The organism is Kitasatospora sp. NPDC094016, from assembly GCF_040304045.1.
Taxonomy (GTDB): Bacteria; Actinomycetota; Actinomycetes; order Streptomycetales; family Streptomycetaceae; genus Kitasatospora.
Genome location: NZ_JBEOUK010000010.1, coordinates 24,134 through 49,161 on the forward strand (window position 1 = coordinate 24,134; position 25,028 = coordinate 49,161).

At 72.0% G+C, this 25,028-nt stretch carries 22 protein-coding genes and 1 tRNA gene; 13 read left to right on the forward strand and 10 right to left on the reverse strand.

The genetic code is table 11. The annotated features are described in order from the left end of the window. Positions 1–84: 84 nt before the first annotated feature. Together ABT015_RS12445 and ABT015_RS12450 are read left to right on the forward strand one after the other, a co-directional pair. Positions 85–1,188, forward strand: a complete 1,104-nt coding sequence (locus ABT015_RS12445; RefSeq protein ID WP_350879000.1) for a serine hydrolase domain-containing protein — start codon at positions 85–87, stop codon at positions 1,186–1,188. Between the two features lie 134 nt (positions 1,189–1,322). Next, complete coding sequence (locus tag ABT015_RS12450; RefSeq protein WP_502897292.1) at positions 1,323–2,489, forward strand: serine hydrolase domain-containing protein; 1,167 nt, start codon at positions 1,323–1,325, stop codon at positions 2,487–2,489. Between the two features lie 147 nt (positions 2,490–2,636). Here ABT015_RS12450 and ABT015_RS12455 read toward each other — a convergent pair whose 3' ends face one another. After that, positions 2,637–3,338 carry a response regulator transcription factor gene (locus tag ABT015_RS12455; protein ID WP_350878814.1) on the reverse strand — a complete coding sequence of 234 codons (702 nt, stop codon included), beginning with the start codon at positions 3,336–3,338 and terminating at the stop codon, positions 2,637–2,639. After that, the gene (locus tag ABT015_RS12460; protein ID WP_350878815.1) at positions 3,335–4,603 is read right to left on the reverse strand and encodes a sensor histidine kinase; all 1,269 of its coding nucleotides are present in this window, start codon (positions 4,601–4,603) and stop codon (positions 3,335–3,337) included. The genes ABT015_RS12455 and ABT015_RS12460 overlap by 4 nt, the downstream gene beginning before the upstream one ends. Positions 4,604–4,924: 321 nt before the next feature. On the opposite strand from ABT015_RS12460, the gene ABT015_RS12465 reads away from it, so the two are divergent. Continuing rightward, the gene (locus ABT015_RS12465) at positions 4,925–7,273 is read left to right on the forward strand and encodes an MMPL family transporter (RefSeq protein WP_350878817.1); all 2,349 of its coding nucleotides are present in this window, start codon (positions 4,925–4,927) and stop codon (positions 7,271–7,273) included. A gap of 114 nt (positions 7,274–7,387) precedes the next feature. Next, positions 7,388–7,461, forward strand: a tRNA-Met gene (locus ABT015_RS12470). A gap of 82 nt (positions 7,462–7,543) precedes the next feature. Here the strand turns inward: ABT015_RS12470 and ABT015_RS12475 are convergent. Both ABT015_RS12475 and ABT015_RS12480 read right to left on the reverse strand, forming a co-directional pair. Then, positions 7,544–8,176, reverse strand: coding sequence for a cyclase (locus ABT015_RS12475; RefSeq protein WP_350878819.1), 633 nt, complete (start codon positions 8,174–8,176; stop codon positions 7,544–7,546). Between the two features lie 219 nt (positions 8,177–8,395). Further along, positions 8,396–9,319, reverse strand: a complete 924-nt coding sequence (locus tag ABT015_RS12480; RefSeq protein ID WP_350878820.1) for a DUF4436 family protein — start codon at positions 9,317–9,319, stop codon at positions 8,396–8,398. A 306-nt stretch (positions 9,320–9,625) separates the two neighbouring features. Between ABT015_RS12480 and ABT015_RS12485 the strand changes: the two genes are divergently transcribed. Then, a complete protein-coding gene (locus tag ABT015_RS12485; protein WP_350878821.1) occupies positions 9,626–9,850 on the forward strand; it encodes a hypothetical protein in 225 nt (74 codons plus the stop codon). A gap of 131 nt (positions 9,851–9,981) precedes the next feature. After that, entirely contained in the window at positions 9,982–11,142 is a 1,161-nt protein-coding gene (locus tag ABT015_RS12490; protein WP_350878822.1) for an agmatine deiminase family protein, read from the forward strand. A 212-nt stretch (positions 11,143–11,354) separates the two neighbouring features. On the opposite strand, the gene ABT015_RS12495 is transcribed toward ABT015_RS12490, so the two are convergent. Continuing rightward, a complete protein-coding gene (locus ABT015_RS12495) occupies positions 11,355–12,089 on the reverse strand; it encodes a dienelactone hydrolase family protein (RefSeq protein ID WP_350878823.1) in 735 nt (244 codons plus the stop codon). Between the two features lie 251 nt (positions 12,090–12,340). After that, the gene (locus ABT015_RS12500; protein WP_063352386.1) at positions 12,341–12,937 is read right to left on the reverse strand and encodes a TetR/AcrR family transcriptional regulator; all 597 of its coding nucleotides are present in this window, start codon (positions 12,935–12,937) and stop codon (positions 12,341–12,343) included. 443 nt (positions 12,938–13,380) lie between these two features. On the opposite strand from ABT015_RS12500, the gene ABT015_RS12505 reads away from it, so the two are divergent. From ABT015_RS12505 to ABT015_RS12530, 6 genes are all read left to right on the forward strand, one after another. Beyond that, positions 13,381–14,379, forward strand: a complete 999-nt coding sequence (locus ABT015_RS12505) for an agmatine deiminase family protein (protein ID WP_350878824.1) — start codon at positions 13,381–13,383, stop codon at positions 14,377–14,379. A 123-nt stretch (positions 14,380–14,502) separates the two neighbouring features. Beyond that, the gene (locus ABT015_RS12510) at positions 14,503–16,161 is read left to right on the forward strand and encodes an ABC transporter substrate-binding protein (protein ID WP_350878826.1); all 1,659 of its coding nucleotides are present in this window, start codon (positions 14,503–14,505) and stop codon (positions 16,159–16,161) included. A 73-nt stretch (positions 16,162–16,234) separates the two neighbouring features. Then, the gene (locus ABT015_RS12515; protein WP_350878827.1) at positions 16,235–17,194 is read left to right on the forward strand and encodes an ABC transporter permease; all 960 of its coding nucleotides are present in this window, start codon (positions 16,235–16,237) and stop codon (positions 17,192–17,194) included. Then, positions 17,191–18,045 carry an ABC transporter permease gene (locus ABT015_RS12520; RefSeq protein ID WP_063352389.1) on the forward strand — a complete coding sequence of 285 codons (855 nt, stop codon included), beginning with the start codon at positions 17,191–17,193 and terminating at the stop codon, positions 18,043–18,045. The genes ABT015_RS12515 and ABT015_RS12520 overlap by 4 nt, the downstream gene beginning before the upstream one ends. Then, positions 18,042–19,031, forward strand: a complete 990-nt coding sequence (locus ABT015_RS12525) for an ABC transporter ATP-binding protein (RefSeq protein WP_350878829.1) — start codon at positions 18,042–18,044, stop codon at positions 19,029–19,031. Before ABT015_RS12520 ends, ABT015_RS12525 begins: the two co-directional genes overlap by 4 nt. Positions 19,032–19,065: 34 nt before the next feature. Next, a complete protein-coding gene (locus ABT015_RS12530) occupies positions 19,066–19,863 on the forward strand; it encodes an ABC transporter ATP-binding protein (RefSeq protein ID WP_350878830.1) in 798 nt (265 codons plus the stop codon). A 129-nt stretch (positions 19,864–19,992) separates the two neighbouring features. On the opposite strand, the gene ABT015_RS12535 is transcribed toward ABT015_RS12530, so the two are convergent. Next, complete coding sequence (locus ABT015_RS12535) at positions 19,993–20,637, reverse strand: TetR/AcrR family transcriptional regulator (RefSeq protein ID WP_350878831.1); 645 nt, start codon at positions 20,635–20,637, stop codon at positions 19,993–19,995. A gap of 144 nt (positions 20,638–20,781) precedes the next feature. Here ABT015_RS12535 and ABT015_RS12540 point away from each other — a divergent pair, with 144 nt between their 5' ends. Next, entirely contained in the window at positions 20,782–21,960 is a 1,179-nt protein-coding gene (locus ABT015_RS12540) for an agmatine deiminase family protein (protein ID WP_350878833.1), read from the forward strand. Between the two features lie 211 nt (positions 21,961–22,171). Here ABT015_RS12540 and ABT015_RS12545 read toward each other — a convergent pair whose 3' ends face one another. From ABT015_RS12545 to ABT015_RS12555, 3 genes are all read right to left on the reverse strand, one after another. Then, on the reverse strand, positions 22,172–22,516 hold the full coding sequence (locus tag ABT015_RS12545) for a tRNA-binding protein (RefSeq protein WP_063352396.1): 345 nt from the start codon (positions 22,514–22,516) through the stop codon (positions 22,172–22,174). Then, positions 22,516–23,418, reverse strand: a complete 903-nt coding sequence (locus ABT015_RS12550) for a 2OG-Fe dioxygenase family protein (protein WP_350878834.1) — start codon at positions 23,416–23,418, stop codon at positions 22,516–22,518. The genes ABT015_RS12545 and ABT015_RS12550 overlap by 1 nt, the downstream gene beginning before the upstream one ends. A 363-nt stretch (positions 23,419–23,781) precedes the next feature. Then, positions 23,782–24,945 (reverse strand): alpha-hydroxy-acid oxidizing protein, encoded by a 1,164-nt coding sequence (locus ABT015_RS12555; protein WP_350878836.1) that lies wholly within the window; start codon positions 24,943–24,945, stop codon positions 23,782–23,784. Positions 24,946–25,028 lie beyond the last annotated feature (83 nt).

Genomic DNA, 25,028 nt, shown 5'->3' on the forward strand with positions numbered 1-25,028 from the left:
ATTCCTCAGAGGGGTTCCTCCGTGAACGAGCATGCACCGCACAGCCTCCTCCCGCGCTCCCGCCGGGGCGGCCGGCACCGGGCGATGGCGGTCGTGACCGCCGTGGCCGCCGGCGTGATGACGGTCGGAGCGCTGGCACCGACCGCGGCGTTCGCGGGCGGCAAGCCGGACAGTGTCCAGTCGAGCCTGAACGCGCTGGTCAAGGACGACGGCCTGCCCGCCGCACTGGCCTCGGTCAAGGGCCGCGACGGCCGCACCCGCACCTACACCGCCGGCGTCGGCGACCTCGCCACCGGAGCCAAGGTCCCCGTCGACGGGCAGATACGGATCGGCAGCAACACCAAGCCCTTCACCGCCGTCGTCGTCCTCCAGCTCGTCGCCGAAGGAAAGGTGGGCCTGGACTCCCCCGTCGAGACCTACCTGCCCGGCCTGCTGCGCGGCGACGGTATCGACGGGCGCAACATCACCGTCCGCCAGCTGCTCCAGCACACCAGCGGCCTGCCCGAGTACGTGAACAAGGACTCGATCCTCACCAGTCCGAAGCGGTACTACGAACCGCGTGAACTGCTCGACTCGGCCCTCGCCCAGAAGGCTCACTTCGCCCCGGGCACACGCTGGGAGTACAACAACACCAACTACCTGACGGCGGGCCTGATCATCCAGAAGGTCACCGGGCGGCCGCTCGGCGAGGAGATCAACCGGCGCATCGTCGACCGCATCGGCCTGCGCCACACCTACTTCCCCACCCCGGGGGACATGAGCATCCGCGAGGCCCACCCCAAGGGTTACAACCAGAACGCCGACGGCTCGTTCCGCGACTACACCGAACTGGACCCGTCCTGGGGCTGGGCGGCGGGCGCCGTCGTCTCCACCACCACCGATCTCAACTCGTTCTTCACCGCGCTCCTCGGCGGCCGCCTCCTCCCGGCGGCCCAGCTCGCCGAGATGCGCACCACCGTCCCCGCCGACGGGGTGGGTCCGGGCGTCCGATACGGGCTGGGCCTGATGAGCCGGCCGCTGTCGTGCGGTGGCCTGTCCTGGGGCCACGGCGGGACCATTCCGGGCTACCGGACCGCCGGGGGCGCCACCGATGACGGCCGCGCCACCAGCATCGCGGTGACCATGATCCCAAGTGATGAGGCCGGAGAGCACATTGAGACCGCGGTGGACGCGGCCCTGTGCCGCTGACCCTCCGCGATCCGGCCTGAGCGTCCGTACCGGACAGGGCCTAGGACGACCTGCGGGTTCTGCGCGCCGAGGCGCGCAGAACCCGCGCGCCCGCGCACCCCGCCAATTCCCCTTTCCCGTAGAGGAGTTCTTCCGTGAACGAGCACGTCCCGCACAACCCGTCCCGCCGGATCCGCCGTGGTCGGCACATGGTGGCGGCAGCCGTGGCCGCCGGCGTCGTGGCGGCCGGAGTGCTGGCACCGACCGCGGCGTTCGCGGGCGGCAAGCCGGACAACGTCCAGTCGAGCCTGAACGCGCTGGTCAAGGACGACGGCCTGCCCGCCGCACTGGCCTCGGTCAAGGGCCGCGACGGCCGCACCCGCACCTACACCGCCGGCGTCGGCGACCTCGCCACCGGAGCCAAGGTCCCCGTCGACGGGCAGATACGCGCCGGCAGCAACACCAAGGCCTTCACCGCCGTCGTCGTCCTCCAGCTCGTCGCCGAAGGAAAGGTCGGCCTCGACTCGCCCGTCGACACCTACCTCCCCGGCCTGCTGCGCGGCGACGGCATCGACGGGCGCAACATCACCGTCCGCCAGCTGCTCCAGCACACCAGCGGCCTGCCCGACTACATGGAAACCCCCGCACTCCCGGACTTCACCACGATCCAGTACCGCTACTTCGAGCCCCGCGACCTCCTCGACGCGGCCCTCGCCCAACAGGCCCGCTTCCCCGCGGGTACCAGCTGGGAGTACAGCAACACCAACTACGTCGTCGCCGGACTCATCGTCCAGAAGGTCACCGGACGGCCCGTCGGCGAGGAGATCACCAAGCGCGTCATCGACCGCATCGGCCTGCGCCACACCTACTTCCCCACCCCCGGGGACACCGGCATCCACGAGGCCCACCCTCACGGCTACTACCGCAGCTCGCCGGACGCGCGGACGATCGACTACACCGAGATGGACTCCTCGGCGGCCTGGGCGGCGGGGGCGATCGTCTCCACCAACACCGACCTCAACTCCTTCTACGCCGCGCTCCTCGGCGGCCGACTCCTGCCCGCGGCGCAGCTCGCCGAGATGCGCACCACCGTCCCCGCCGAGCTCCTGGGCCCGGGGGTCCGCTACGGGCTGGGCCTGCAGAGCAAGCCGCTCTCCTGCGGCGGCCTCTCCTGGGGCCACGGCGGGACCACCGCGGGCTATCGCTCCCGCAACGGGGTCACCGACGACGGCCGCGCCGCCGCCATCACCGTCACCGCCATCCCGGGCGAGGCCGGCGCGCAGCACATGGCGGACGCCCTGGACGCGGCCCTCTGCCGCTGACCGCCCCACCCCTCGGGGCGCCCCCTGCCTGCGCGGGGGGCCGGACACCGGACAGACGGCCTCGCGGCTCCCGTGGGCGGGGGCCGCGAGGCCGTCTGTGGAGTATCGCTGCCGGGATCAGTCCGCCTCGGACAGGCTCGGTCCGCCTCAGCCCGGCGCGTTCGCGGACCGGGCCTCGACCAGGCCGGACTCGTAGGCCGCGATCACCGCCTGGGCACGGTCGCGGACACTCAGCTTGGCGAAGATGCTGGTGATGTAGTTCTTGACCGTGGAGACGCTGATGCCCATCGCCGACCCGATCTCGGCGTTGTCCAGGCCGGTGGCCAGCAGGTGCCACACCTCGATCTCGCGGGGCGTCAGCTCACCCAGGCTGGACACCGGCACCGGTGCCGGTGCCGGCGGCAGGCGGGGCGCGGTGACGTACGTGGAGATCAGCCGGGTGAGCAGGCGCGGCGCCACCGCCGCCTCCCCGGTGTGCACGGTGCGCACGGCCGCCGAGAGCTCCTCCGGGGAGACGTCCTTGGGCAGGAAGCCGGAGGCGCCGGCGCGCAGGGCGGCGACCACGTACTCGTCCATGTCGAAGGTGCTCAGCGCCAGGACCCGGCAGGCCGGCAGTTCCCGCGTGAGCCGCTCGGTCGCCTGGACGCCGTCGAGAACCGGCATCCGGATGTCCATCACCACGACGTGGGGCCGGTGCCGGTGCGCGAGGTCGACCGCCTGCTGGCCGTCGTCCGCCTCGGCCACCACCTCGAACGCCGGGTCGGGTGCCAGGATCAGGGCCAGGCCGCGTCGTACCAGCGGCTGGTCGTCGGCGATCAGCACCCTGATCCGCTCCGGGGTTCCCGTCATCCGAGCCGTTCCTCTCCGTCGGCCGGCGCCACCGGCAGGCTGGCCTCCACCCGGAAGCCACCACTGTCCACGGCGCCGGCCACCATGCTGCCGCCCTGCAGCGCGACGCGTTCGCGCATGCCGATCAGACCGTACCCGGTGCGGCCCGCCCTCGGTCCGGCCGTACCGCCCGCTCCCGCCAGGGCGCCCACCAGGGTGTCGGCCGGCGCGGCGGTGCCGTTGTCGGACACCTCGACGGTGATCCGGTCCGGGTGGTACGTCAGCCGGACCCGCGCCTGGGCCCGGCCGGCGTGCTTGCGGGTGTTGGTGAGGGACTCCTGGACGATCCGGAACACCGCCAGGCCGGTGCTCGGCGGCAGCGGGCGCTCCTCCCCCAGGACGGTGAACTCGGTGGGAAGGCCGGCCTTGCGGGACTCCTCGACGAGCCGTCCGAGGTGCCCGACTCCGGGCTGGGGCTCGGCCGGCGACTCCTCCGGCTCGTCGCCGGCCCGGAGCACGTCGAGCAGTTGGCGCATCTCGCGCAGCGCCATCCGCCCGGAGCCCTCCAGCGTGACCAGGGCGTCGCGCACCACCTCGGTGTCACGCCCGAGGTTCGCTCTGGCACCGCCGGCCATCAGCTGCATGGTGGTGATGTGGTGGGCGACGATGTCGTGCAACTCCCGTGCGATGCGGCGCCGTTCCTGCGCGACGGCGCGGTCGGCCAGCAGCCTGCGCCTGACCTCCACCGCGTGCTGCCAGCGCTTCAGCGCCTCGGCCGCGGCGATGACCAGCGCCGCGGCGAGCACGTTGGCCACCACTCGCGAGAGCGGAGGCGGCAGCGGTTGCTCCCGGCCCAGCAGCGGTACGACGGCCGCCACGAGGGCGGCCGGCGCCGCCACCGCGATGCCCCGGGAGCTGGCCACGGCGAACAGCGCGACGCAGAGCGTGCAGTTGAAGTGCTGCGGCACCGGCCCGCTCAGGTTCAGTGCCAGGCCGAGGACCAGCACACCCGCCAGTGACGCCAGTGGGTAGCGGCGCCTGGTGAGCAGCGGCATGGCCGCCAGTACGAGCAGGGCCAGCGCCGTCAGGGCGATCGGCTGGCTTTCGTCCGGGCCGCCGAACGAGTAGCCGAGGAGGTCCAGGGCGGCCGCCCCGACGGCCACCAGCGCGTCACTGGCCGTCCAGGGCAGGCCGTCGGCTCTCGGCGGCGACGACGGCTGCTGCTGCGGCGGCTGCTGCTGCTGCGGCGGCTGCTGCTGCGGCAGGGGCCGGTGGTGCGTCGACATGCTGGTGGTGGTCCTTTCCGTGACCGGTCGGTGTGCCGTTCCGTGACCGGTCGGTGTGCCGTCGTCCGTGAGCCGTGTGGCGTTCCCGCGGAGCCCCCCGGGGGGGGCGTCCGCGGTCCATTCTCCCTGTGGCCCCCGGCCCCGGGCCCGGCACCCGGGGCCGATCCCGGACCAGGCCCCTGGTCCTGGTCCTGGCCTGGTGGCGGGCTCAGGTCCTGACGGCGTTCTCCTCCCGCGCTCGGACGAGAACGCCCGGTACGCCGTGATGGTCTGGAGACGTGCCGGAAATCCCCGGCGACAGCACCACCGCCGGAGGACATCGTGATCCGCGCCCTGACCGGATTCTCCACCAGAAATCCGTGGAAGGTGATCGCCGTATGGGCGGTCCTGGGAATACTCCTGACCGTCCTGAGCCAGACATTGATCTACCGGGTGACCCAGACGCAGACGGCCGACTTCCTGCCGAAGAGCTACGACTCGGCCGCCGCCATGAAGATCGCCCAGGACCGCTTCGGGACGAAGCCCGACGCCAACCCGGTGACCGTCCTGGTCGCGCGGGCCGACGGCGGGGCGCTGACCGCCGCGGACCGGCAGCAGATCGGCGACGGGGCGAAGCGGCTGAGCCGCCTCAAGGTCACCATGCCCAAGCCCAAGGACGCGGCGCCCCTTCAGCGGGACTACTCGCAGATCCCCCAGGTCAGCCCGGCCATGGCGGCGCCGGACGGGACCTTCGAACTGCTCTCCGCCAACCTCACCGGAAACCCCGCCGACCCGGGCCTGGAGAACACCTACCGGGCGTTCCGGGACAACACCCGGGCGGAGTTCGCCGCCCAGGGCCTGAGAACCGGCTTCACCGGCGCACTCGCCGACCAGGTCGACTCCGCCGACGACGGGAAGACCCTCGCGACCGTCGTGGGCGCCTGCTCCGCCGCCCTGATCGTGCTGCTCCACGTCCTCGTGTTCCGCAGCGTCCTGGCCGCCCTGCTGCCGCTGATCTCGGTGGCCCTCATCAGCGGCGTGGCCGGCGGCGCGGTCGTGGGCACCGCGCTGCTCACCGGCATCAAGCTCGACCCGTCCGTGCCGGGCCTGATCGGCGTGGTGCTGCTGGGCATCGGCATCGACTACTTCCTGTTCCTGATGTTCCGCTTCCGCGAGCAGCTGCGGGCCCACCCCGAGCGCCACCACCGTGCCACCGCCGCCGAGGTCAGCCACAAGGTCGGCACCGCGGTCACCTCGGCCGCGCTGACCATCGTTGCCGCGTTCGCCACCCTCGGGGTCGCCAGCTTCGGGCAGTTCCGGGTGCTCGGCCCGGCCGTCGCGATCTCGGTCCTGGTCATGCTGCTGGCCAGCCTCACCCTGATGCCCGCCGTGCTCGCGGCCTGCGGACGCAAGCTGTTCTGGCCCTCACGCGCCCTCAAGGCCGAACCCCGCGACGGCGCCACCGCCCGCTTCGCCGACCTGGTGGCCCGCCGGCCCGTGGTCATGGTCCTCGCCTCGCTCGCCCTCCTGGGCGCCCTGGCCGGCGGGCTCGCCGGGATCAAGATGGACTACGGCCTGGGCGGCGGCCCGCGCACCGCGTCCCAGACCACCGCCGCCGAGATCTCCCGCGCCCTGCCCGCCGGTGTGGCGGACCCGACCAGCGTCTACGTCGAGACCAAGGGCGCCGGCCCGCTCTCCCCCGGCGCGTTGGACGGCCTCGCCCAGGGCCTCACCCGGGTCACCGGCGTCGGCCAGGTCGCCAAGCCGGTCCTGAGCGAGGACCGGCAGGCCGCCAGAATCGATCTGTTCCTCACCGCGGACTCGCAGTCCCAACAGGCCCGTGGCCTGGTCTCCGGACCGATCCGCTCCGCCGTCGCCCAGAGCACACCGGCCGGCCTGAGCGCACACGTCGGCGGCACCCCCGCCGTCTTCGCCGACGTCTCCACCGCCGTCGACCGCGACCTGCGGCTGGTCTTCCCGGTCGCGGCGGCACTGATCGGGGTCATCCTCCTCCTGCTGCTGCGCAGCCTGCTCGCGCCGGTCGTCCTGATGCTCTCCGTCGGCCTCGGCTTCGCGGCCACCCTCGGCGCGGCCGCCCTGCTGTTCCAGCACGGGATGGGCAAGCCGGGCGTCAACTTCATGCTGCCGCTGGTCCTGTTCCTGTTCGTGGTCGCGCTCGGCACCGACTACAACATCCTGATCAGCGACCGGATCCGGGAGGAGATGGAACACCCCGGGCCGCCCCGGGCAGCGGTCGCGCGCGCCCTCCGGCACACCGCCCCGGCCATCGCGACGGCGGGCCTGGTCCTGGCCGGCTCCTTCGCCAGCCTCGCCGTGACCCCGCAGCCCTCGACCCAGCAGATCGGCTTCGCGACCGCGCTCGGCATCCTGCTCTCCGCGTTCCTGCTGTCCGTCGTCCTGGTGCCCGCCCTGGCCGCGCTCCTCGGCCGCGGCCTGTGGTGGCCCCTGCGTCCGGGCCGTTCGACCGCCCGCACCGCCCCCGGGCACCACCGCGCGGAGGCGCCGCAGTCGCCGCAGTCGCCGCTGTCCCAGCCCTGGTCGCAGTCGCCCACGCCGCCGCAGCCGCAGCCGCAGCCGGATCACCACACCTACCCGTACCCCCAGCCGTACGCGCCGCAGGAGGAACAGGGCGCAGCCCCCTCCTGGACCGGAAGCAGCCATCACCCGTAGGAAGCGGCAGGCTCGGACACCGGGCGGCCGGGTGCAGCGGCCGGTGCCCCTGCGCTTGGCCGCCCTGTCCGATTAGGTGATCGCCAGTCGGTGCCGTACGGTCGGTACCACCGACGCGGGGTGGAGCAGCTCGGTAGCTCGCTGGGCTCATAACCCAGAGGTCGCAGGTTCAAATCCTGTCCCCGCTACTTCCGACACCGGGGCCGGCGCACATCGTGCGCCGGCCCCGGTGCTGTTCTCGCCTCGGTCGCCTCCGGGGCGAGCCCCCGGTCAGCTCACCGTCGTGGTGCTGAGTGCCTGCGCGGTGGCCGGGTAGCAGGCGGTGGGCACGTCGACGGTGAAGAACGAGACGGGCACGGTCGCCGTGAAGGTCAGCCCCGGGTCCGTGTAGCTCGTACCGGCCACCGAGGTGCGGATGACGCTGCCGGAGGCCCCGGCGGCCAGGTTCAGGGTCAGCGCGGGGAGCGTGAAGGTGCCGCCGCCGTCGACCGACCCGTTCACCGTGAGCACGACGTTGCCGTTGTTCACCGCGACGCTCGCGCTGCCCGAGTAGCCGGAGCCGCCGGTCAGCGACTCGCCGGTCAGCGTGGCGTTCGCGGGGACCGGCACGGTGAGCACGATGTTGCTGATCGACTGGATGCTGTAACCGCCCACCGTGGTGGGCACGGTGAGCGCGTCGGGGGCCAGGGTGACGGTGAACTGGCTGCCGGCCGTGACGGTGGCGGGCGCGGCGGCGTTGACACCGGCGTTGAGGTTGAAGGTCTGTGCCGACCCGATCGGCGGGGTCGCCTGGCAGGCCAGGACGACCGGGGTGTCCGCGGCCGCGGCGGTCGGCGCGAACAGCCCGACCGCGGCCACGCCGCCGGCGAGTACGACCGAGGCACGTCGCAGAGCAGAGGTCATTCCCATGAGGGTTCTCCCGCGAAGCCTGAGGTGGGGGGTGAGGGTGGGGCGCGCGAGCGTCGGGGCGTGGGGTACCTGAGCCGCCCGCCCACCCGGCGGCCCGGCGCAGGCCGGGCGAATTCAGCATGGGCGCGTCAGGTTCCCCCAACAATCCTGCTGCGCACGGCAGTTGCGGCACTTTCCGGCCATTCTCCGCCCGCTCCGCGCCGCGCCCGGTCCTCACGGCTGGTCGGCGGCGGCCTCGCGTTCGCGGCGCTGGCGGTGCTCGGTGCGGATGCCGCACCAGGCGGTGCAGGCCAGGCTGGCGGCGATGATTCCCTCGGCCCAGAAGAACGCGAGGTAGTCGATCAGCGATCCGATCGGCGGTGAGCCGGGGGCGGCGTTGCGCATGCCGATCAGGGCGAACAGGCTGGCCGCCATCCAGCCCAGGGAGGGCCACACCAGGCCCTCGCGCTTGCGGTAGAGCACCTCGGCGGCGCCGAGGACGGCGAGGGCGATGGCCCACATCGCCGCGATCATGAACCAGGCGAGGATGAAGGTGCTGCGGGAGCGGGTGATCTTCGCGTCCAGGGCGACGGTGCCGGTGGCCCCGGCCGTGGCCTGCGGGCGCAGGACGAAGAACGGGTCGGTGTCGGTGACGACCAGGCCGACCGGCACGGGGGTGGCGCCGCTGGTGGCCGTGAAGCCGGCCTCCATGCGGTAGCGGTCGAAGGGGTAGTCGGTGATGGTGCCGTCGTACATGCCGACGTGGACGAGCTGGGGCGCCGCGCTCTCGCCCTCGGCGGCCCGGATGGTCGTCCTGGGTGTGCCGGTGACGGTGATCTCGACGGGGCGGCTGAAGGCCTGGCCGTCGGCGCCGGCGGCGAGCCTGCCGTGCGGTACGGGCGTGATGTAGAGCGTCAGTTGCTGGGCCGCCGGGTCCACGTCCTGGGCGGTGACGTCCAGTTCGATCCAGTCCTGGGCGGTGGGGATCGCCAGTTCGCGGGTCTGCTCCCGGGTGTTGCGCTCGTTGAGGTACAGCCCGATCCCGCCCCCGCACAGGGCGACGACCATCGCCAGGACGACGGCGAACCGCCAGCGGTGGCGGGGAGCACGGTGCGCAACCGGGCTGGTTGCGCTGATGTCATCGGTGGTGACCTGCACGGTCGTCCTTCCTGGAGCTGTGGGGTCGGGCGGCGGCCGACGCGTGCGCGGCGAAGGCCCTGGCGGCCCGCCTCCGTGGGGGGGTGGACGGGCCGCCAGGGGGCACGGAGCCCGCGCTGCGGCGGGCCGGTCCTGGAACCGGGTGCCATCGCATCTTTTATTAGACTGAAAATTCAGTCAAATTCAGGGAGCGGCGATCCACGACGCGTACGGTGTCGAGGCCGGGCGCCGCACCACCGGACAAGCCCTGGTGAGGCCGCGGTGAAGGGGTACTACGGGTGCGAGCAGAGGGCGCACGGGAGACCAATGGGACTCCATGATTCCGTTTCGGCCAGTGCAGGTCCGGTTCGCGCCGGTCCCATCGAATCGGGGTTCGAGGGCGTCCTGCGCGTCCTGGGGGAATCGCGGTTCCACGGCAAGGCGAACGCCGACGGGCACCTGTCGGTCCGCACCAGCGTGCACACGGACGACGGGCAGGTGTCGATCAACGGCGACCTGCGGGTCCACGGGGCGTTCCGTGCCGACAGCTGACAGCTACGGCTGACGGTCGAAGGCGCCCGTCATCAGTGGGCGGGCCGATCCTCGCATTTGACTGACTTTTCAGTCAATGAAAGTGTTGACGGCAAGCTCGAAGTCGGCGCTACCCTGACCGGAGAATCCCCGTGCCCTACCGTGACCTGTCCCGGCGCACCGTGCTGCGCTCCCTCGGCGGCGCGGGCGTCCTCGCCCTCGGCCTGACCGCCTGTTCGGACCTCGACGAACCCGTCGAGGACGCCACACAGGCCCCGCAGCCGTCCGGGGGCCCGGCGGCGCCCGGTGCGCGCCGCTTCGGCGCCGAATGGGAGAAGCACGTCCGCACCGTGATGTCCTGGCCCGCCTCGGAGAACGTCTGGGGCGACCAGCTCCCCGACGTCCGGAAGGACATCGCCGGCCTGGCACGGGCCATCGCCGCCCGCGAACCGGTCGTCCTGATGGCCCGCCCCGAGCAGAAGGACGCCGCCCAGAGCGCGTGCGGCTCGGCGGTCGAGGTCGTCCCCATCGCCGTCGACGACCTGTGGGCCCGCGACACCCTGCCGGTGTTCGTCGAGGAGGGCGGCAAGGTCAAGGGCGTCGACTTCAACTTCAACGGCTGGGGCAACAAGCAGCAGCACGCCAACGACGGCAAGATCGCCCGCACCGTCCTGGCCAAGTACGGCGTGGAGCGCATCGAGACGAAGCTGGTCGCCGAGGGCGGCTCCTTCGAGAGCGACGGCCAGGGCACCCTGCTGGTCACCGAGAGCTCCGTCGTCAACGGCAACCGCAACCCCGGCATGTCCCGCGACCAGGTCGAGGCCGAGCTCAAGAAGGCCCTCGGCGTCACCACCGTGATCTGGCTGGCCGGCGTCAGGGGCAAGGACATCACCGACGCCCACGTCGACTGCCTCACCCGCTTCGCCGCCCCCGGCGTCGTCCTGCTCGACCAGGCCTTCCCCGGTTCACCCGCCGACGTCTGGTCCCGCTCCGCCGACCAGGCCCGCGGCGTCTTCAAGGACGCCGTCGACGCCCGCGGCAGGAAGCTCGACGTCATCGAGCTCCAGCAGCCCGACCCCGACAAGATCACCGGCCGCGGTGACGCCTTCGTCTCCTCCTACATGAACTTCTACATCGGCTCCAAGGGCGTCTACCTCCCGAAGTTCGGCGACGACCGTGCCGACGTCCGCGCCCAGCAGATCCTCAAGCAGCACTTCCCCGACCGCGAGATCGTCCCCGTCAAGATCGACAACATCGCCGCCGGAGGCGGCGGCATCCACTGCGCCACCCACGACATCCCGGCCGTCGGGTGAACGCGCGGTTCACCTGACACCGGCCGAGATGCGCGGTCTCCCCGAAGCTCCGCAGAACAGTTGACGACTTCAGGCGGCACGGGCCCCTAGAAACCGCCGAGTTCGGCAGGGGCCCACGGTGCGGAGAGCTGTCGACGGCCGACGGCCTGCCCTCGACGAGTGGCAGGCCGTCGGCATCAGCTATCGTCCGCCGCCGGTCCGACGGCCCGTCCTCACTTCAGGTGTCGGGTGAGGAACTGGGCCGCGGCGTCCCCGGCGAACTGCGGGACGCCGGTGTGCCCGCCCATGTTGGCGTGCAGGGACTTCTCCTTCGAGCCGAAGGCGTCGAACAGGTCCAGGGCCGCCTGCCGGTCGTTGCCCTCGTCGTCCCACTGCAGCAGGACGTGCAGCGGAACGGTGACCTGCCGGGCCTCCTCGAACATGGAGCGAGGCACGAAACTGCCGGCGAACAGAACGGCGGCCGAGATGCGCGGCTCGACCACCGCCAGCCGGACCCCGATGGAGATCACTCCCCCCGAGTACGCGACCGGGCCGCAGACCTCGGGCAGCGCGAGGAGGGCGTCCAGGGCGGACCGCCATTCCGGGACCGCCTTGTCGACCAGCGGGAGGATGAGGGCGTCGACGATCTCGTCGCTGACCGGCTCGCCGGCCTCCAGCGCCCGACGCAGGTCGGCGCGCGCCTGCTCCAGGGCGGGCCAACGAGGCCTGTCGCCGCTTCCGGGGAGCTCGATGGTCGCCGTGGCGAAGCCGTCCGCCGCGGCGTGCCGGGCCCGGGCCACCAGTCGGGGGTACATCCTGCGCAGTCCGAGGGGAGGGTGGCCGAGCAGGATCAGGGGCGCCGGTGCGGATACGGATCCGGGCGTCCACAGGATGCCGGGGATCTCGCCGAGGGTGAACTCGCGTTCGAGGACACCGTCGTCGAAGCGCTGTTCAGAAGTGAAGTGCATGGTCGTGCCTTTCGGGAGGGCTCGGATACGGCGCTCCCGGACGACCTATCGCCCGACCGTGACCCCGGAGGAGAGCACCCACGTGAATACTGCGTTCACGGGTACCACCTCCTCGTTCTCTCGCACGGCCTCCGGAAACATAGCAGCGGTCGCCTCGTCCGCCAAACGGGTTTTCGCGGAGCCCCTGCGACGGCGGGGCGCACCGGCGCCGGCGGCGGCCCGCCCCGAACCCCGGGCAGGCGGAGGATCGGTCAGCAGCGGCACCGCACGACGGCCGGCAGCGCCTCCAACTCCACCTCGATCGCCTCCCGGAGTAAGCGTCGCGCGTGCTCCAGCGGCATCGAACCGGTCAGCCAGCGGGCGCTGAGGCCCTCGATCAGGACGGTGAGGCGTTCGGCGGATGCCGTGTGGGCCGGCGCCGTGGCCTCGGGGCGGGCGCGGCCGAGCAGGTCCGCGACGTCGTGCACCCAGGCGTGGGTGGCCCGTGCCAGCTCCTCCCGCAGATCGGGCTCGAAGACCGCGCTGGCCCTCAACTCGCCCCAGGCCGTGCTGTTCTCCCGCACGTCCGGGGTGTCCTGGAGTTCCAGGAGCAGGACCTGTTCGAGATCACGCCGGGGATCGTCCGAGTACCCCGCCGAGTCCCCCTCGGCGGTGTAGCGGTCCGCCCGGTCGCTGATGAACTCCAGGGTCTTGCGGAGCAGCCCGGCCCGGTCGGTGAAGTGGTAGTACAGCAGCGAGGTGGACACCCCCGCCTCGGCGGCCAGTTCGCCCACGCGCAGCCCGCGCACACCACGCCGCGCGATGACGCGGGTGGCGGCGATGAGTATCTCTGTTCGACGATCCGACACAAGCGATCACCCTACCGGGCCGGGGTCTCCCATGGAGGAATTCCTGATCGAAGTTTCAGGCCCCAACTCCCCTACGGCCGGGCGGATGGCCCCGGTCCGGGCTCACGGCAGGCTCGCGGCGGGCCCGCTGCAGGCGCACAGCAGGCCGGTACGGCAAGGAAACCGCGATACCGTACGTATCGGGTATTGACTGAATTTTTAGTTGCAGCCAAGATGTGCGTCACCCCACACCTCCCGCCCCCAAGGGAGTCCTCTTGGACACGCCCGTTCCCACCCGCCGCAGCCTGCTCGGATTCGGCGGCGGCGGCATCCACTGCTCCACCCAGTCGCAGCCCGCCGTGCCGCCCGCCGGCTGAGCGCGGCCGAGCCCCCGCCGACCACCTCCGTCGGCCACTCTCGGCCTCATCCTGACTGAAAATTAGAACAAGAGAGAAGGATCCGTCATGACGTTCCAGATGCCGGCCGAGTGGACCCCCCACGACGGGTGCCTGATGGCCTGGCCGACCAGGTCGGACCTCTGGGGGGAGACCTTCGAGGAGGCCAAGCGGGAGTACTCCCAGGTCGCCCGGGCGATCGCCGAGTTCGAGCCGGTCACGATGGTCGCGCTGCCGGGCCGGGGCGCCGAGGCGCAGGAGCTGTGCGGGCAGGGCGTCGAGGTCGTGGAACTCCCCATCGACGACTCGTGGTTCCGCGACTCCGGGCCGATCTTCGTCCTCGGCGAGGACGGCCGGCGGGCCGGTGTGGACTTCCGCTTCAACGCCTGGGGCGGCAAGCACCACCCGTACGACACCGACGACCTGATCGCCGGGCGGCTGCTGGAGCGCCTGGGCGTCGAGCGCATCGACTCCCGGATGATCCTCGAAGGCGGGGCGATCACGGTCGACGGCGAGGGCACGCTGATCACCACCGAGCAGTGCCTGCTGAACCCGAACCGCAACCCGGGCATGAGCAAGGAGGAGATCGAGGCCGAACTGATCGCGAAGCTCGGCGTCAGCACGATCATCTGGCTCCCGTACGGCGGTCTGCTGGACACCGAGACCGACGGCCACGTGGACGGCGTCTGCGCGTTCGTCGCCCCCGGCAAGGTGATCGTCCAGTTGCCCGCCGACCCCGACCACCCCGACTACGAGCGCATGCGCGCCAACCACGCCGTCCTCGCGGCCGCCACCGACGCCCGGGGCCGCAAGCTGGAGATCCTCGAAGTCCCGCAGAGCGCCTTCGTCCAGGTCAACGGCACCGACGTCGAGGTCGGCTACCTCAACTTCTACATCGCCAACGGCGGCGTCGTCGTCCCGGTCGCCGACGTCCCGGAGGACGAGGGGGCCCTCGCCGCCATCGCGGCCGCCCTGCCCGGCCGCAAGGTCGTCGGGGTCCGCTCCCGGGTGATCGCCTACGGCGGCGGCGGTGTCCACTGCATCACCCAGCAGGTGCCCACCGCCTGAGCAGCCCGCACGCACAACCACCTGCCCGTCGCCGCGGCCCGGGCAGCGAACCCCCGCTGCCGGGGCCGCCCGCCGGACCCCCGCCCGCCGGACCCCCGTTGAGCCTGGAAGAAAGAACCCTCGATGCCACGAAGCCAGCGCCCGGAGCACAGATCCCCGCACCGCCGCTACGCCCTGCCGGCCGCCGCCCTGGCAGCCTTCGCCCTGGTCGCCGCCTGCGCCGGGCCGCCGAAGAGCGGTGACGGAGGCAGCGGCGACCAGGCGTACAAGCTGTCCGCCGACACCCCGGCCGCCAAGGGCCCGCTCGACTCGTTCAGTTGGGCCGTGTACGCCGAGCCGCCGACCCTCGACTACATCTCGGCGTTCGACTACCCGCAGAACACCATCCTGTCCAACGTGTGCGAGAGCCTGATGCGGTGGACCCCGCAACTGACCCTGGCTCCCGGGCTCGCGGCGAGGACCACCAGCCCCGACCCGACCACCTGGGTCTACGACCTGCGGCCCGACGTGCACTTCCACGACGGCGGCGTGATGACCGCCGAGGACGTGGTGTACAGCCTCGGCCGGCAGATGAACCCCGACAACGCGGCGGCCTGGGCCCAGCAGTTCCAGAACGTCAGCACCATCACCGAGAGCGGCCCGCTCCAGGTCACCGTCAAGCTCAAGCAGCCCGACTCGCAGTTCAACCAGTACATGGCCACGGCCGCGGGCGTCGTCGCGTCCAAGGCGGGCATCGAGGCGGCCGGCAAGGACTACGGCACCTCCGGCAGCCTGGACTGCACCGGCCCCTACCAGCTCGGCTCCTGGAACAAGGGCCAGTCCATCCAGCTGCGGCGCTTCGACGGCTACTGGGGCACCAAGGCCAAGTCCGCGAAGGTCGACTTCCGCTTCCTGACCGACCCCTCGGCGCGCGTCAACGCCATGATCAGCGGCGAGGCGGACGGCGGCTACCTGATCCCGACCGAGAGCTACGACCGCCTGAGCAAGAGCGGCGTGGGCACCCTCTACTTCGGCGAGGGCCTCAGCACGGTCAACGTCAACGTCACCAACATGAAGGGCGTGCTCGGCGACGTCCGCGTCCGCAAGGCGCTGTCGCTGGCCCTCGACCGCTCCGGCTTCGTGCGCACCGGGCTCGCCGGCGCCGGCAGCGCCACCGGCTCCCTCACCTCCCGCGCGGCCTGGGCCGCGGCGCCGCCGGACGTCAGGAAGGAGGCGTTCGAGGGACTCACCCCGACCGCCCCGGACATCGACCGGGCCAAGGCCCTGGTCAAGGAGGCCGGCGCCACCGGAAAGACCGTCACGGTCGCGACCAGCTCCATCGGCCAGGACGTCTCGCTGCTGGCCACCGCCGTCCAGTCGGCCGGCGCCAGGATCGGTCTCGACGTCCAGCTCAAGACGATCGCGCCCAACGCCTTCACCGCGCTGTTCACGGACGCGAAGGCGCGCGAGGGCATCGACCTGTTCCCGGAGACGTACTACGACTCCATCACCGACCCGCTGGACCTGCTGGCCAACTTCAAGACCGGCGCCTACCAGAACTTCGCCGGCTACAGCGACCAGGCCTACGACGACCTGGTCGACAAGGCGACCGCCGCCGCCGACCCGGCGGAGCGCTTCACCCTCGAAGCGCAGCTCCAGAAGACCGCGTCCGACCAGCTGCTGTGGATCCCGGTCGCCGAGTGGCCCACCGCCGTGTTCCTCAACAAGAGGATCACCGGCGCCCCGACCACCATCTCCTACATGTACTACCCGTGGGCGGCCGACGTGGGTTCGGCCCAGTGACGTCTCCCGGATCCACCGTGCGGCGGCCGGTCCTCCCGGCCGCCGCCCCGCCCCCGGACGTGAGGGCTTCCACGTGAGTTTCCTGCGCTTCACCGCACGACGGCTGGCCGAGATGGCGGCCACCCTCCTCGGCGCCTCCTTCGTGATCTTCGGCGCGATGTACCTGGCGCCGGGCAACCCGGCCAGCTTCCTGCTCTCGGGCCGCTCCGCCTCCCCCGAGGCACTCAGGGCGATCAACGACCAGTACCACCTGGACGAACCGTTCCTGCTGCAGTACCTGCGCTGGCTCGGCCAGATCGTCCACGGCGACTTCGGCCGCTCCATCACCTACCGCACCGACGTGTCGCGGCTGCTGGCCGACCGGCTGCCCGCCACCCTCCTGCTCGTCACCATGGCCCTGCTCCTGGTCGTCGCCATCGGCGTGCTCCTCGGCTGGATCGGGGCCGTCCGCGGCGGCGCCGTGGACTCGACCATCCTGGTCGCCACCACCGTGGCCGTCGGCACCCCGTCCTTCGTCGCGGCCGTCCTGCTGCAGGGCCTGTTCGCGGTGAAGCTGGGCTGGTTCCCGACCGGCGGCACCGGCGACGGACTCGGCCCGATGCTGTGGCACCTGGCCCTGCCCGCCGTCGCGCTGGCGCTCTACCTGATCGGCATGCTCGCCCGGGTCACCCGCGCCGCGATGCAGGAGGTCCTCGGCCAGGAGCACGTCACCGTGGCCCGCAGCCGGGGCGTCGCCGAGCACGAGGTGATCCGCCGGCACGTGTTCCGCAACGCCCTGGGCACCGTCCTGACCACGGGAGGCCTGATCGTCTCCACCCTGTTGGTGTGCACCGTCCTGGTCGAGTCCGCGTTCAGCGTCGGCGGCATCGGCCAGCTCCTCGAACTGTCCACCACCACCAAGGACTTCCCCACCGTGCAGGCGATCTCGCTGCTCATGGTGGGGCTGTTCATGGCGGTGAACCTCGTCGTCGACCTGCTGCACCCGCTGGTCGACCCCAGGGTCACCCTCGCGCCGAAGAGGTCCGCCGCATGAGCACCACCGTCCTGCGCCGCCCCGGCCTCGCCCGCCTGCGCACCGCCCGAGCACCCCTGTACCACCTCTGCCTCGGCCTCGTCGCCGTGGTCGTCCTGGTCGCCGTGCTCGCCTCCTGGCTCGCCCCGTACGACCCGAACGCCGTCGACCTGGGCAACGCCCTCGCCGGCCCCTCCGGCGACCACCTGCTCGGCGTCGACGCCGCCGGCCGGGACACCCTGTCCCGGCTGATGCTCGGCGCCCGCACCTCACTGCTCGGCCCGCTCGGGGTGGTCGCCTTCTCCACCCTGGCCGGCGTCGCCATCGGCGTCACCGCGGCCTGGCGGGGCGGCTGGCTCGACTCCGTCCTGTCCCGCTCCACCGAACTGGTCTTCGCCTTCCCCGGCATGCTGCTGGCGATCCTGATCGTCGCGGTCTACGGCGAGGGGCTGATCGCCCCGGTGATCGCCCTCGCCATCGCCTACCTGCCCTACGTCAGCCGCCTCAGCCGCTCACTCGTCCTCGCCGAACGCTCCCGCCCCTACGTCGAGGCCTACCGCGTCCAAGGCCATTCCGGGCTCCAGATCTGCCTGCGCCACATCATCCCCGGCATCGCCCCCGTCGTCCTCGCCCAGTCCACCATCAACTTCGGCTACGCCCTGATCGACCTCGCCGGCCTCTCCTTCCTCGGACTCGGCGTCCCGGCGCTCACCCCCGACTGGGGCCGCATGGTCTTCGACGGCCAGACCGCCATCCAGCACGGCTACCCGCTGTCGGCGATCCTGCCGTGCGTCGCCATCGTGCTGACCGTCGTCGCCTTCAACGTCGTCGGCGAACGCTGGGCCGACCAGGTCGCCAGGAGGGACCGATGAACGTCCTCGACATCCAGGGCCTGCGGCTGCGCCTGCCCGGCACCGCCCGGCCCGTCCTCGACGGCGTCGACCTCACCGTCGACGCCCGCGAGACCGTCGCCCTCGTCGGCGAATCCGGCTCCGGCAAGAGCCTCACCTCCCGCAGCGTCCTCGGGCTGCTGCCGCGCGGCGCCACCACCGAGGGCGTCGTACGCGTCAACGGCGACGACGTCCTCACCATGAGCCCGGAGCAGCTGCGCCACCTGCGCACCGACACCGCGGCCATGGTCTTCCAGGATCCGCGCGCCTCCATCAACCCGCTCCGGCGCATCGGCGACTTCCTCACCGAGACCAGCCGCCGGGGCCCCGGCGGGGCCGACGCCGCCGCCGGACGGGCCGCCGAGATGCTGGCCGCCGTCGGGCTCCCGGAGAGCACGCTCGGCACGTACCCGGGGCAGCTGTCCGGCGGCATGCTGCAACGCGTCATGATCGCGGGGGCGCTGATGGGCGATCCCGCGCTGATCCTCGCCGACGAGGCCACCACCGCGCTGGACGTCACCACCCAGGCCGAGGTCGTCGCCCTGCTCGGCGACCTGCGCGAACGCTTCGGCACCGCACTGGTCTTCGTCACCCACGACCTCGGACTCGCCGCCGCCATCAGCGACCGCGTCTACGTCATGTACGCGGGGCGGATCGCCGAAACCGGGCCGGCCGAGGCCCTGTTCGAGCGGCCGCGCCACCCCTACACGGCCGCGCTGCTCGCCTCCACTCCCCGTCTGGACTCCCCCCGGGGCCGGCTGGCCGCCATCGGCGGCAGGCCGCCGAGCCTGCGCGAGGACCTGACGGGCTGCCCCTTCGCCGCCCGCTGCCCGCTCGCGACCGAGGTGTGCGCCGAGCGGGCGCCGGCCCTGCTGCCGCTCGCCGACGAGCCGGCCCGCCGGGCCGCCTGCCACCACGGCGACCGCGTCGCGGAGGTGACCGCCGATGCCCAGCAGCACTGCCGGTAGCCGCACCACGACCAGCCCCGGAGGAGAACCAGCGATGCCGAAGACCGTCCTGAAGGCCGTCGGTCTGCACCGCGCCTACGGGAGCGTCCAGGCGGCCGACAACGTCTCGTTCACCCTGGCCGAAGGCGGATCGCTGGGCATCGTCGGCGAGTCGGGGTCGGGCAAGACCACCACCGCCCGGATCGTCGTCGGGCTCGAACGGGCTGACTCCGGACGCGTCCTGGTGCACGGCCGGGACCGCACCGAGCACCGGCGCGGCCGGGCCCACCGGCTGGCCCGCGCCCGCGAGGTCCAGATGGTCTTCCAGGACCCGTACCTGTCCCTCGACCCCCGCACCAGCGTCGGCGCGGCGCTGCGCGAGACGCTCAGGCTGCACTTCCCCGACGCGGACCACCCCCGCCGGATCGCCGAACTCCTCGACCAGGTCGGCCTCGGCGAGCGCGAGGCCGAGGCCCTGCCCCGCCAGCTCTCCGGCGGCCAGCGCCAGCGCGTCGCCATCGCCCGCGCGCTGGCCGTCGAGCCCGCCGTCCTCGTCCTCGACGAGGCGGTGGCCGCCCTCGACGTCTCGGTGCAGGCGCAGATCCTCAACCTGCTCGCCGACATCCGCGAACAGACCGGCATCGGCTACCTGTTCATCACCCACGACCTGGGCGTCGTCCGGTGCGTCACGGACGAGGTGGTCGTGATGCGGCACGGCCGGATCGTCGAAGCCGGCCCCACCGCCGAGGTCCTGGCCCGCCCCCGGCACGCCTACACCCGGCTGCTGCTCGACTCCGTGCCCAGGCCGGGCTGGGACCCGCGGTCCATCGCGGCCGCCCGCCGGGCCCTGTAGCCGGGCCCTCCGGGCTGCCGGACCTTCCGGGCTGCCGGGGTCCCGCGGGGTCGGCGGACTCCACGGGGCCCCGGTGTCGTTCGGCCGACGGGCAGCCGACGGGCGGACGACGCCGGGGCGCAGGGCGTGCTACGCCGTCCCGGCCGGTGCTCCGGCGAGCGCGCGCACCAGCGTCCCCAGCACCGTCGCCGCGTCCACGTTCGAGTCGAGGGACTGGATGGCCGCGAGGCCGTCCACCGCCGCCGCGACCGCCTCGCCCAGGGGCCGCGGGTCGATGCCGCCGCCCCGCTCGTCGGCGAGCACCTGGAAGAGCCGGACGAAGCACGACCGCCAGCGCAGGTACTCCTGCTCCAGACTCCCCCGGACGCGTTCGTCGTTGAGGGCGTGCCAGTGCAGGGCCGCGTGCAGGTGCGACAGGTCCGGGCTCTCGCCCCGGGTCAGCAGGCCGATCACGCGCTCGGCCCGCTCGGCGAAGTCGCCGGGGCCGTCCACCGCTTCCTCCAGCGGGGAGATCCACTCCGGCCGGATGTCCTCGATCACCGCGACGATCAGATCGGTGCGGTCGCGGAAGTGGTAGTGGCACATCCCGTGCGAAACGCCGCACAGCGCGGCGACGTTGCGCGTGGTGAAGCGCCCGGCGCTCTCGCCGGCCAGCAGGGTCCTGGCGGCGGAGACGAGCCGTGACCGGGTCTGCTCGCCCTTGGCCGACGACCGCGTGCGCCCCTGCGGAACCACGGGGGCCGCCCGAACCTGTTCCTGCTCGCCTGTCGCCATGGCGCAACTCTAGGCCCTGTCCGGCCACGCCCCGGCTCCAGGAATCTCCGTCCGATCCTGCGCAGATAATTGACCGAGCGCTCGGTTAGTTCTACCTTTCGAGTCAATCCCGTTGCCCAGACGGGCAGTTGACCGGAGGACCCGATGAACGATCACGTCCCGAGCAGACCCGGCCTGGACAGACCCGGCCTGGGCAGACGACAGTTCCTCACCGCGGCCGGCCTCACCGCCGCCGGCCTGGCCCTGACGTCGGCGGCAGGCTCAGCCGCGGCGGCCGGCCTCCGCGGCAGCCGCACCGAGGGCACCGCGCTGGCGGGTGGGTTCGCCGTCCCGATCGACGGCACGCGGCACACCCGGACCTGGATGGCCTGGCCCGACAGCACCGCGATCTGGCGCAGCCAGCTCAGCGGCGTCCAGTCGAACATCGCGCTGATCGCCAGGACCATCGCCAAGTACGAGCCGGTCATCATGTGCGCCAACCCCGCGAGCGCCGCCAAGGCCCGCTCCCTGTGCGGCTCGTCGGTCACCGTGATCACCACGATCCCCGTCGACGACTGCTGGATGCGCGACACCGGCCCGGTCTTCCGCACCAACGGGCCGGGAGCACTCGACGCCGTCGGCCTCAACTTCAACGGCTGGGGGAACCGGCAGACCCACGCCAACGACGCGCTGGTCGCCCGGCGCATCGCCGCCTACGTCGGGGTGCCGTTCACCGCCGCCGGCCTGATCGCCGAAGGCGGCGCCATCGAACAGGACGGCGCCGGCACCCTGATGGCCACCCGCAGCAGCATCGTCAACGACAACCGCAACCCCGGGATGAGCCAGGCGCAGATCGAGACCGCGATGTGCCAGGCCTACGGCGCGTCCAAGGTCATCTGGTTCACCGGCATCAGGAACCAGGACATCACCGACGACCACGTCGACGCCACCTCGCGCTTCCTCGCCCCCGGCGCCGGGCTGGTCCAGATGCCGCTGGCGACCGACACCGACGCGTGGGCCAACGACGCGCGCGAGCAGTACCGGATCCTGTCCGCCGCCACGACGGCCGCAGGCGGTCCGACCGCGGTGACCAAGCTCCAGGGCCCGGACTACGACAAGATCCGCTCCACCAACCAGAACTTCGTCGCCTCCTACGCCAACTACTACGCGTGCAACGGCGCCGTGATCTCCGCCCAGTTCGGTGACAGCACGGCCGACGCCGCCGCCCGGGCGACCCTGGCCCGGCTCTTCCCCGGACGCACCGTCGAGCAGCTCAACATCGACTCCCTCGGCGCCGGCGGCGGCGGCATCCACTGCGTCACCCAGCAACAGCCCGCCGTCTGACACCCGGGCGGAGCGGCGCGCACACCGGCACGGCCCACCGGCCACGCGCGGGCGTGCGCGCCGAACCCCCCGCAATCGCCCGGCTACAACCCCTACCGCACGATGAGCGGCTGTCAGGACGACGGCGGCGAGCGGCCCGGCCCCGGCGAGGTCTCCCCGCCGCTCCGGGCCGCCTACGGGCCGGACGAGGCCGGTCGCCTGCCGGTTCGGGTCAGAGCAGCCGTGCTCCCGGTTTGACCTCCCGGTCCGGGGCGATCAGGACCACGTCGCCGCCGCCCTCGCCCGGCACCCCGAGGACGAGGACCTCGGACATGAAGTCCGCGACCTGCCGGGGCGGGAGGTTGACCACGGCCATCACCAGGCGGCCTTCGAGGTCGTCGAGCGCGTACAGGTCGGTGATCTGGGCGCTGGACTTCCGGACGCCCAGGTCGCCGAAGTCGATCCACAGCTTGTACGCGGGTCGGCGGGCGCGCGGGAACGCCTCGGCGCGGACGATCCGGCCCGCGCGGATGTCGACGTTCAGGAAGTCGGTGATCGTGATCTCGTCCGCCGCCATCAGACCGCCACCGAGGGAAGCAGTCCGACCGACATCGGCAGGGCGCGATGGCGGGCGAGGGAGTCGTGCGTGTGGGAGATGTGACCCTCCAGGGCGGGCTTCCGCGTGAAGAAGATGAGCATATCCCTGGTGGATGTCTGCTGCGGGTCGGCGGCGACCACCGGGGAGAGGCTGTGCTTCCGCTCGTGGTCGACGACCAGCATGGTGTCGAGGAAGTGGCGGTGCTGGTACTGGCCCACGACGAGCTCCGGTTCGACCTCGTCCCAGCGGACCGCGTTGATCTGCCGCATGTCGTGGAGGAAGGTGATCGCGCTGTCGGCGGTCATGTTCTCGCTGCCGAGCAGGGTGGTCATGGTGTGGTCCACGCCGTCGCTGTGCACCCCTTCGAGGGCGGGCTCGCCGACGAGTTCGGGCGTGGTGACGGTCCGCAGGTTGAACAGGGTGCACACCCAGCCGGGGTAGTCGTAGTCCAGCTTCGGACGGTGGGCGATCTCCACGTCCTGGACCATGAACGCCTTGAACAGGAGCAGCCCCTGGAAGGCCCGGTTCAGCTGGAGGTCGTCGCCGACCTCCGCGAACTCGCGCTTCTGTCCGGAGTCATGACGGACGAAGTCCTCGTCGGCCGACAGCGCGAACGGCTGGAACTCACCCCGGTCGATCGTCCCGTTCTTGACGTCGAAGTGGAAGCGGCCGTTCTTCGACTGGCGGAAGGGGAGGGTGGGATCGTCCGGCAGGTCGTCGCTCACCCGCTGGAGCTGGGCCAGGTCGGCATCGGTGGCGCCGAGCCCCTTCAGTAAGCCGGCCATGCGTTCTCCGGGGACGAACGCCGAACGCTGCTCGACGTACTCCTTCTTGATCTGGGTCAACTCGGATATAACCTGGTCGAGGTCGTTGGTGTTCATAAGATGGATACTCCGTTCCGGTTCTGGGGACGACTCCCCCGCGAGATCTCTCGTGTCATTGGCGACGTCCGCCCGGGGTGGAATCGATCGCCTCCGACGAGAAAAACGTATGACCCGCTGATCAATGATCAGTCAACGATAGATCTACGTGCGCGACATGGCTGGTTCAAGGCCTTGACGGTTCCACGAGCCCGCAGATCACAGTCAGGTGACGACCAGTCAGACACATGAGTTCCTGATGATCAAGGCCAACCGCAGGGATCCGGCCAAGACCGCTTTCACCACGACCGGGTTCGAGTAGTTCGGGGAAGCACGGACCACGTTGCCGCCGAATACGTGTCGTGAATTCGGTCGTCGGCCGCCTCAGAGGCGCACCAGCGCCTCGCGGGTCAGGTCGGCCAGGGTCGGGTAGCCGTCGACCGCCATGAGCAGGTCGGCCTCCGCCAGCAGCGAGCGCAGCACGTGCACCACGCCGTCCTCGCCGCCGAGCGCCAGCCCGTACGCGTACGGGCGGCCGACGCCGACCGCGGTGGCACCGAGGGCGAGCGCCTTGACGACGTCGGCGCCGCTGCGCACCCCGGAGTCGAAGAGCACCGGCAGACCGCCCGCCGCCTCGACCACGGCGGGCAGCGCGTCCAGGGCGGGCAGGCCGCCGTTGGCCTGGCGGCCGCCGTGGTTGGAGCAGTAGAGGCCGTCGACGCCGCCGTCCCGGGCCCGGCGGACGTCCTCGGGGTGACAGACGCCCTTGAGGATGATCGGCAGGTCGGTGAGCGAGCGCAGCCACGGCAGGTCGTCCCAGGTCAGCGGGTTGCCGAAGACACCGGCCCACTCCAGGATCGCCGCGCCCGGATCCTCCTCGGGGGCCTTGGCCAGGCGGGCCCGGAAGACCGGGTCGGTGAAGTAGTTCGCCAGGCAGTGGCCGCGCAGCTGGGGGAAATTGGAGGTGGCGAGGTCGCGCGGGCGCCAGCCGGTGATCCAGGTGTCCAGGGTGACCACGATGCCCCGGAAGCCGACCGCCTCCGCCCGGTGCACCAGGCTGGCGGCGAGGTCGCGGTCGGTCGGGGTGTAGAGCTGGAAGAAGCCGGGCGTGTCGCCGAACTCGGCCGCGACCTGCTCCAGCGGGTCGACGGTGAGGGTGGAGGCCACCATCGGCACACCGGTGCGGGCGGCGGCCCTGGCGGCGGCGAGGTCCCCGTGGCCGTCCTGGGCGCAGAGGCCGATCACACCGACCGGCGCCATGAACAGCGGCGAGGGCAGGGTGTGGCCGAACAGGTCGACGGTCAGGTCGCGGCGGGCGGCGCCGACCATCATCCGGGGGTAGAGGCCCCACCGCTCGAAGGCCCGGACGTTGGCGCGCTGGGTGTGCTCGTCCCCCGCGCCGCCGGCCACGTAGGACCAGATCGACGACGGGAGGGCGGCCTGCGCCCCGGCCTCCAGCCCGGCGTACGTCATCGGCAGGGCGGGCTGCACCCCGCGCAGGCCGTCGAGGTAGATCTCGTTCTGGTAGTCACCGAACTGCTGGGCCATGGTTCCAACCTCCTGGTGGTGCGGTGTGGTGTGCGTGTCCGTGTGCGTGTCTGTGTGCGTGTGCGTGTGTGTGTCCGTGTGCG

What these genes read in the sequence shown, in the direction of transcription:
- ABT015_RS12485 (WP_350878821.1), top strand. Translation starts at nt 9,626, where the DNA reads ATGGGACTCCATGATTCCGTTTCGGCCAGTGCAGGTCCGGTTCGCGCC.
- ABT015_RS12445 (WP_350879000.1), top strand. Translation starts at nt 85, where the DNA reads ATGGCGGTCGTGACCGCCGTGGCCGCCGGCGTGATGACGGTCGGAGCG.
- ABT015_RS12455 (WP_350878814.1), bottom strand. Translation starts at nt 3,338, where the DNA reads ATGACGGGAACCCCGGAGCGGATCAGGGTGCTGATCGCCGACGACCAG.
- ABT015_RS12550 (WP_350878834.1), bottom strand. Translation starts at nt 23,418, where the DNA reads ATGAACACCAACGACCTCGACCAGGTTATATCCGAGTTGACCCAGATC.
- ABT015_RS12555 (WP_350878836.1), bottom strand. Translation starts at nt 24,945, where the DNA reads ATGGCCCAGCAGTTCGGTGACTACCAGAACGAGATCTACCTCGACGGC.
- ABT015_RS12530 (WP_350878830.1), top strand. Translation starts at nt 19,066, where the DNA reads ATGCCGAAGACCGTCCTGAAGGCCGTCGGTCTGCACCGCGCCTACGGG.
- ABT015_RS12525 (WP_350878829.1), top strand. Translation starts at nt 18,042, where the DNA reads ATGAACGTCCTCGACATCCAGGGCCTGCGGCTGCGCCTGCCCGGCACC.
- ABT015_RS12545 (WP_063352396.1), bottom strand. Translation starts at nt 22,516, where the DNA reads ATGGCGGCGGACGAGATCACGATCACCGACTTCCTGAACGTCGACATC.
- ABT015_RS12520 (WP_063352389.1), top strand. Translation starts at nt 17,191, where the DNA reads ATGAGCACCACCGTCCTGCGCCGCCCCGGCCTCGCCCGCCTGCGCACC.
- ABT015_RS12510 (WP_350878826.1), top strand. Translation starts at nt 14,503, where the DNA reads ATGCCACGAAGCCAGCGCCCGGAGCACAGATCCCCGCACCGCCGCTAC.
- ABT015_RS12505 (WP_350878824.1), top strand. Translation starts at nt 13,381, where the DNA reads ATGACGTTCCAGATGCCGGCCGAGTGGACCCCCCACGACGGGTGCCTG.
- ABT015_RS12540 (WP_350878833.1), top strand. Translation starts at nt 20,782, where the DNA reads ATGAACGATCACGTCCCGAGCAGACCCGGCCTGGACAGACCCGGCCTG.
- ABT015_RS12460 (WP_350878815.1), bottom strand. Translation starts at nt 4,603, where the DNA reads ATGTCGACGCACCACCGGCCCCTGCCGCAGCAGCAGCCGCCGCAGCAG.
- ABT015_RS12495 (WP_350878823.1), bottom strand. Translation starts at nt 12,089, where the DNA reads ATGCACTTCACTTCTGAACAGCGCTTCGACGACGGTGTCCTCGAACGC.
- ABT015_RS12535 (WP_350878831.1), bottom strand. Translation starts at nt 20,637, where the DNA reads ATGGCGACAGGCGAGCAGGAACAGGTTCGGGCGGCCCCCGTGGTTCCG.
- ABT015_RS12475 (WP_350878819.1), bottom strand. Translation starts at nt 8,176, where the DNA reads ATGACCTCTGCTCTGCGACGTGCCTCGGTCGTACTCGCCGGCGGCGTG.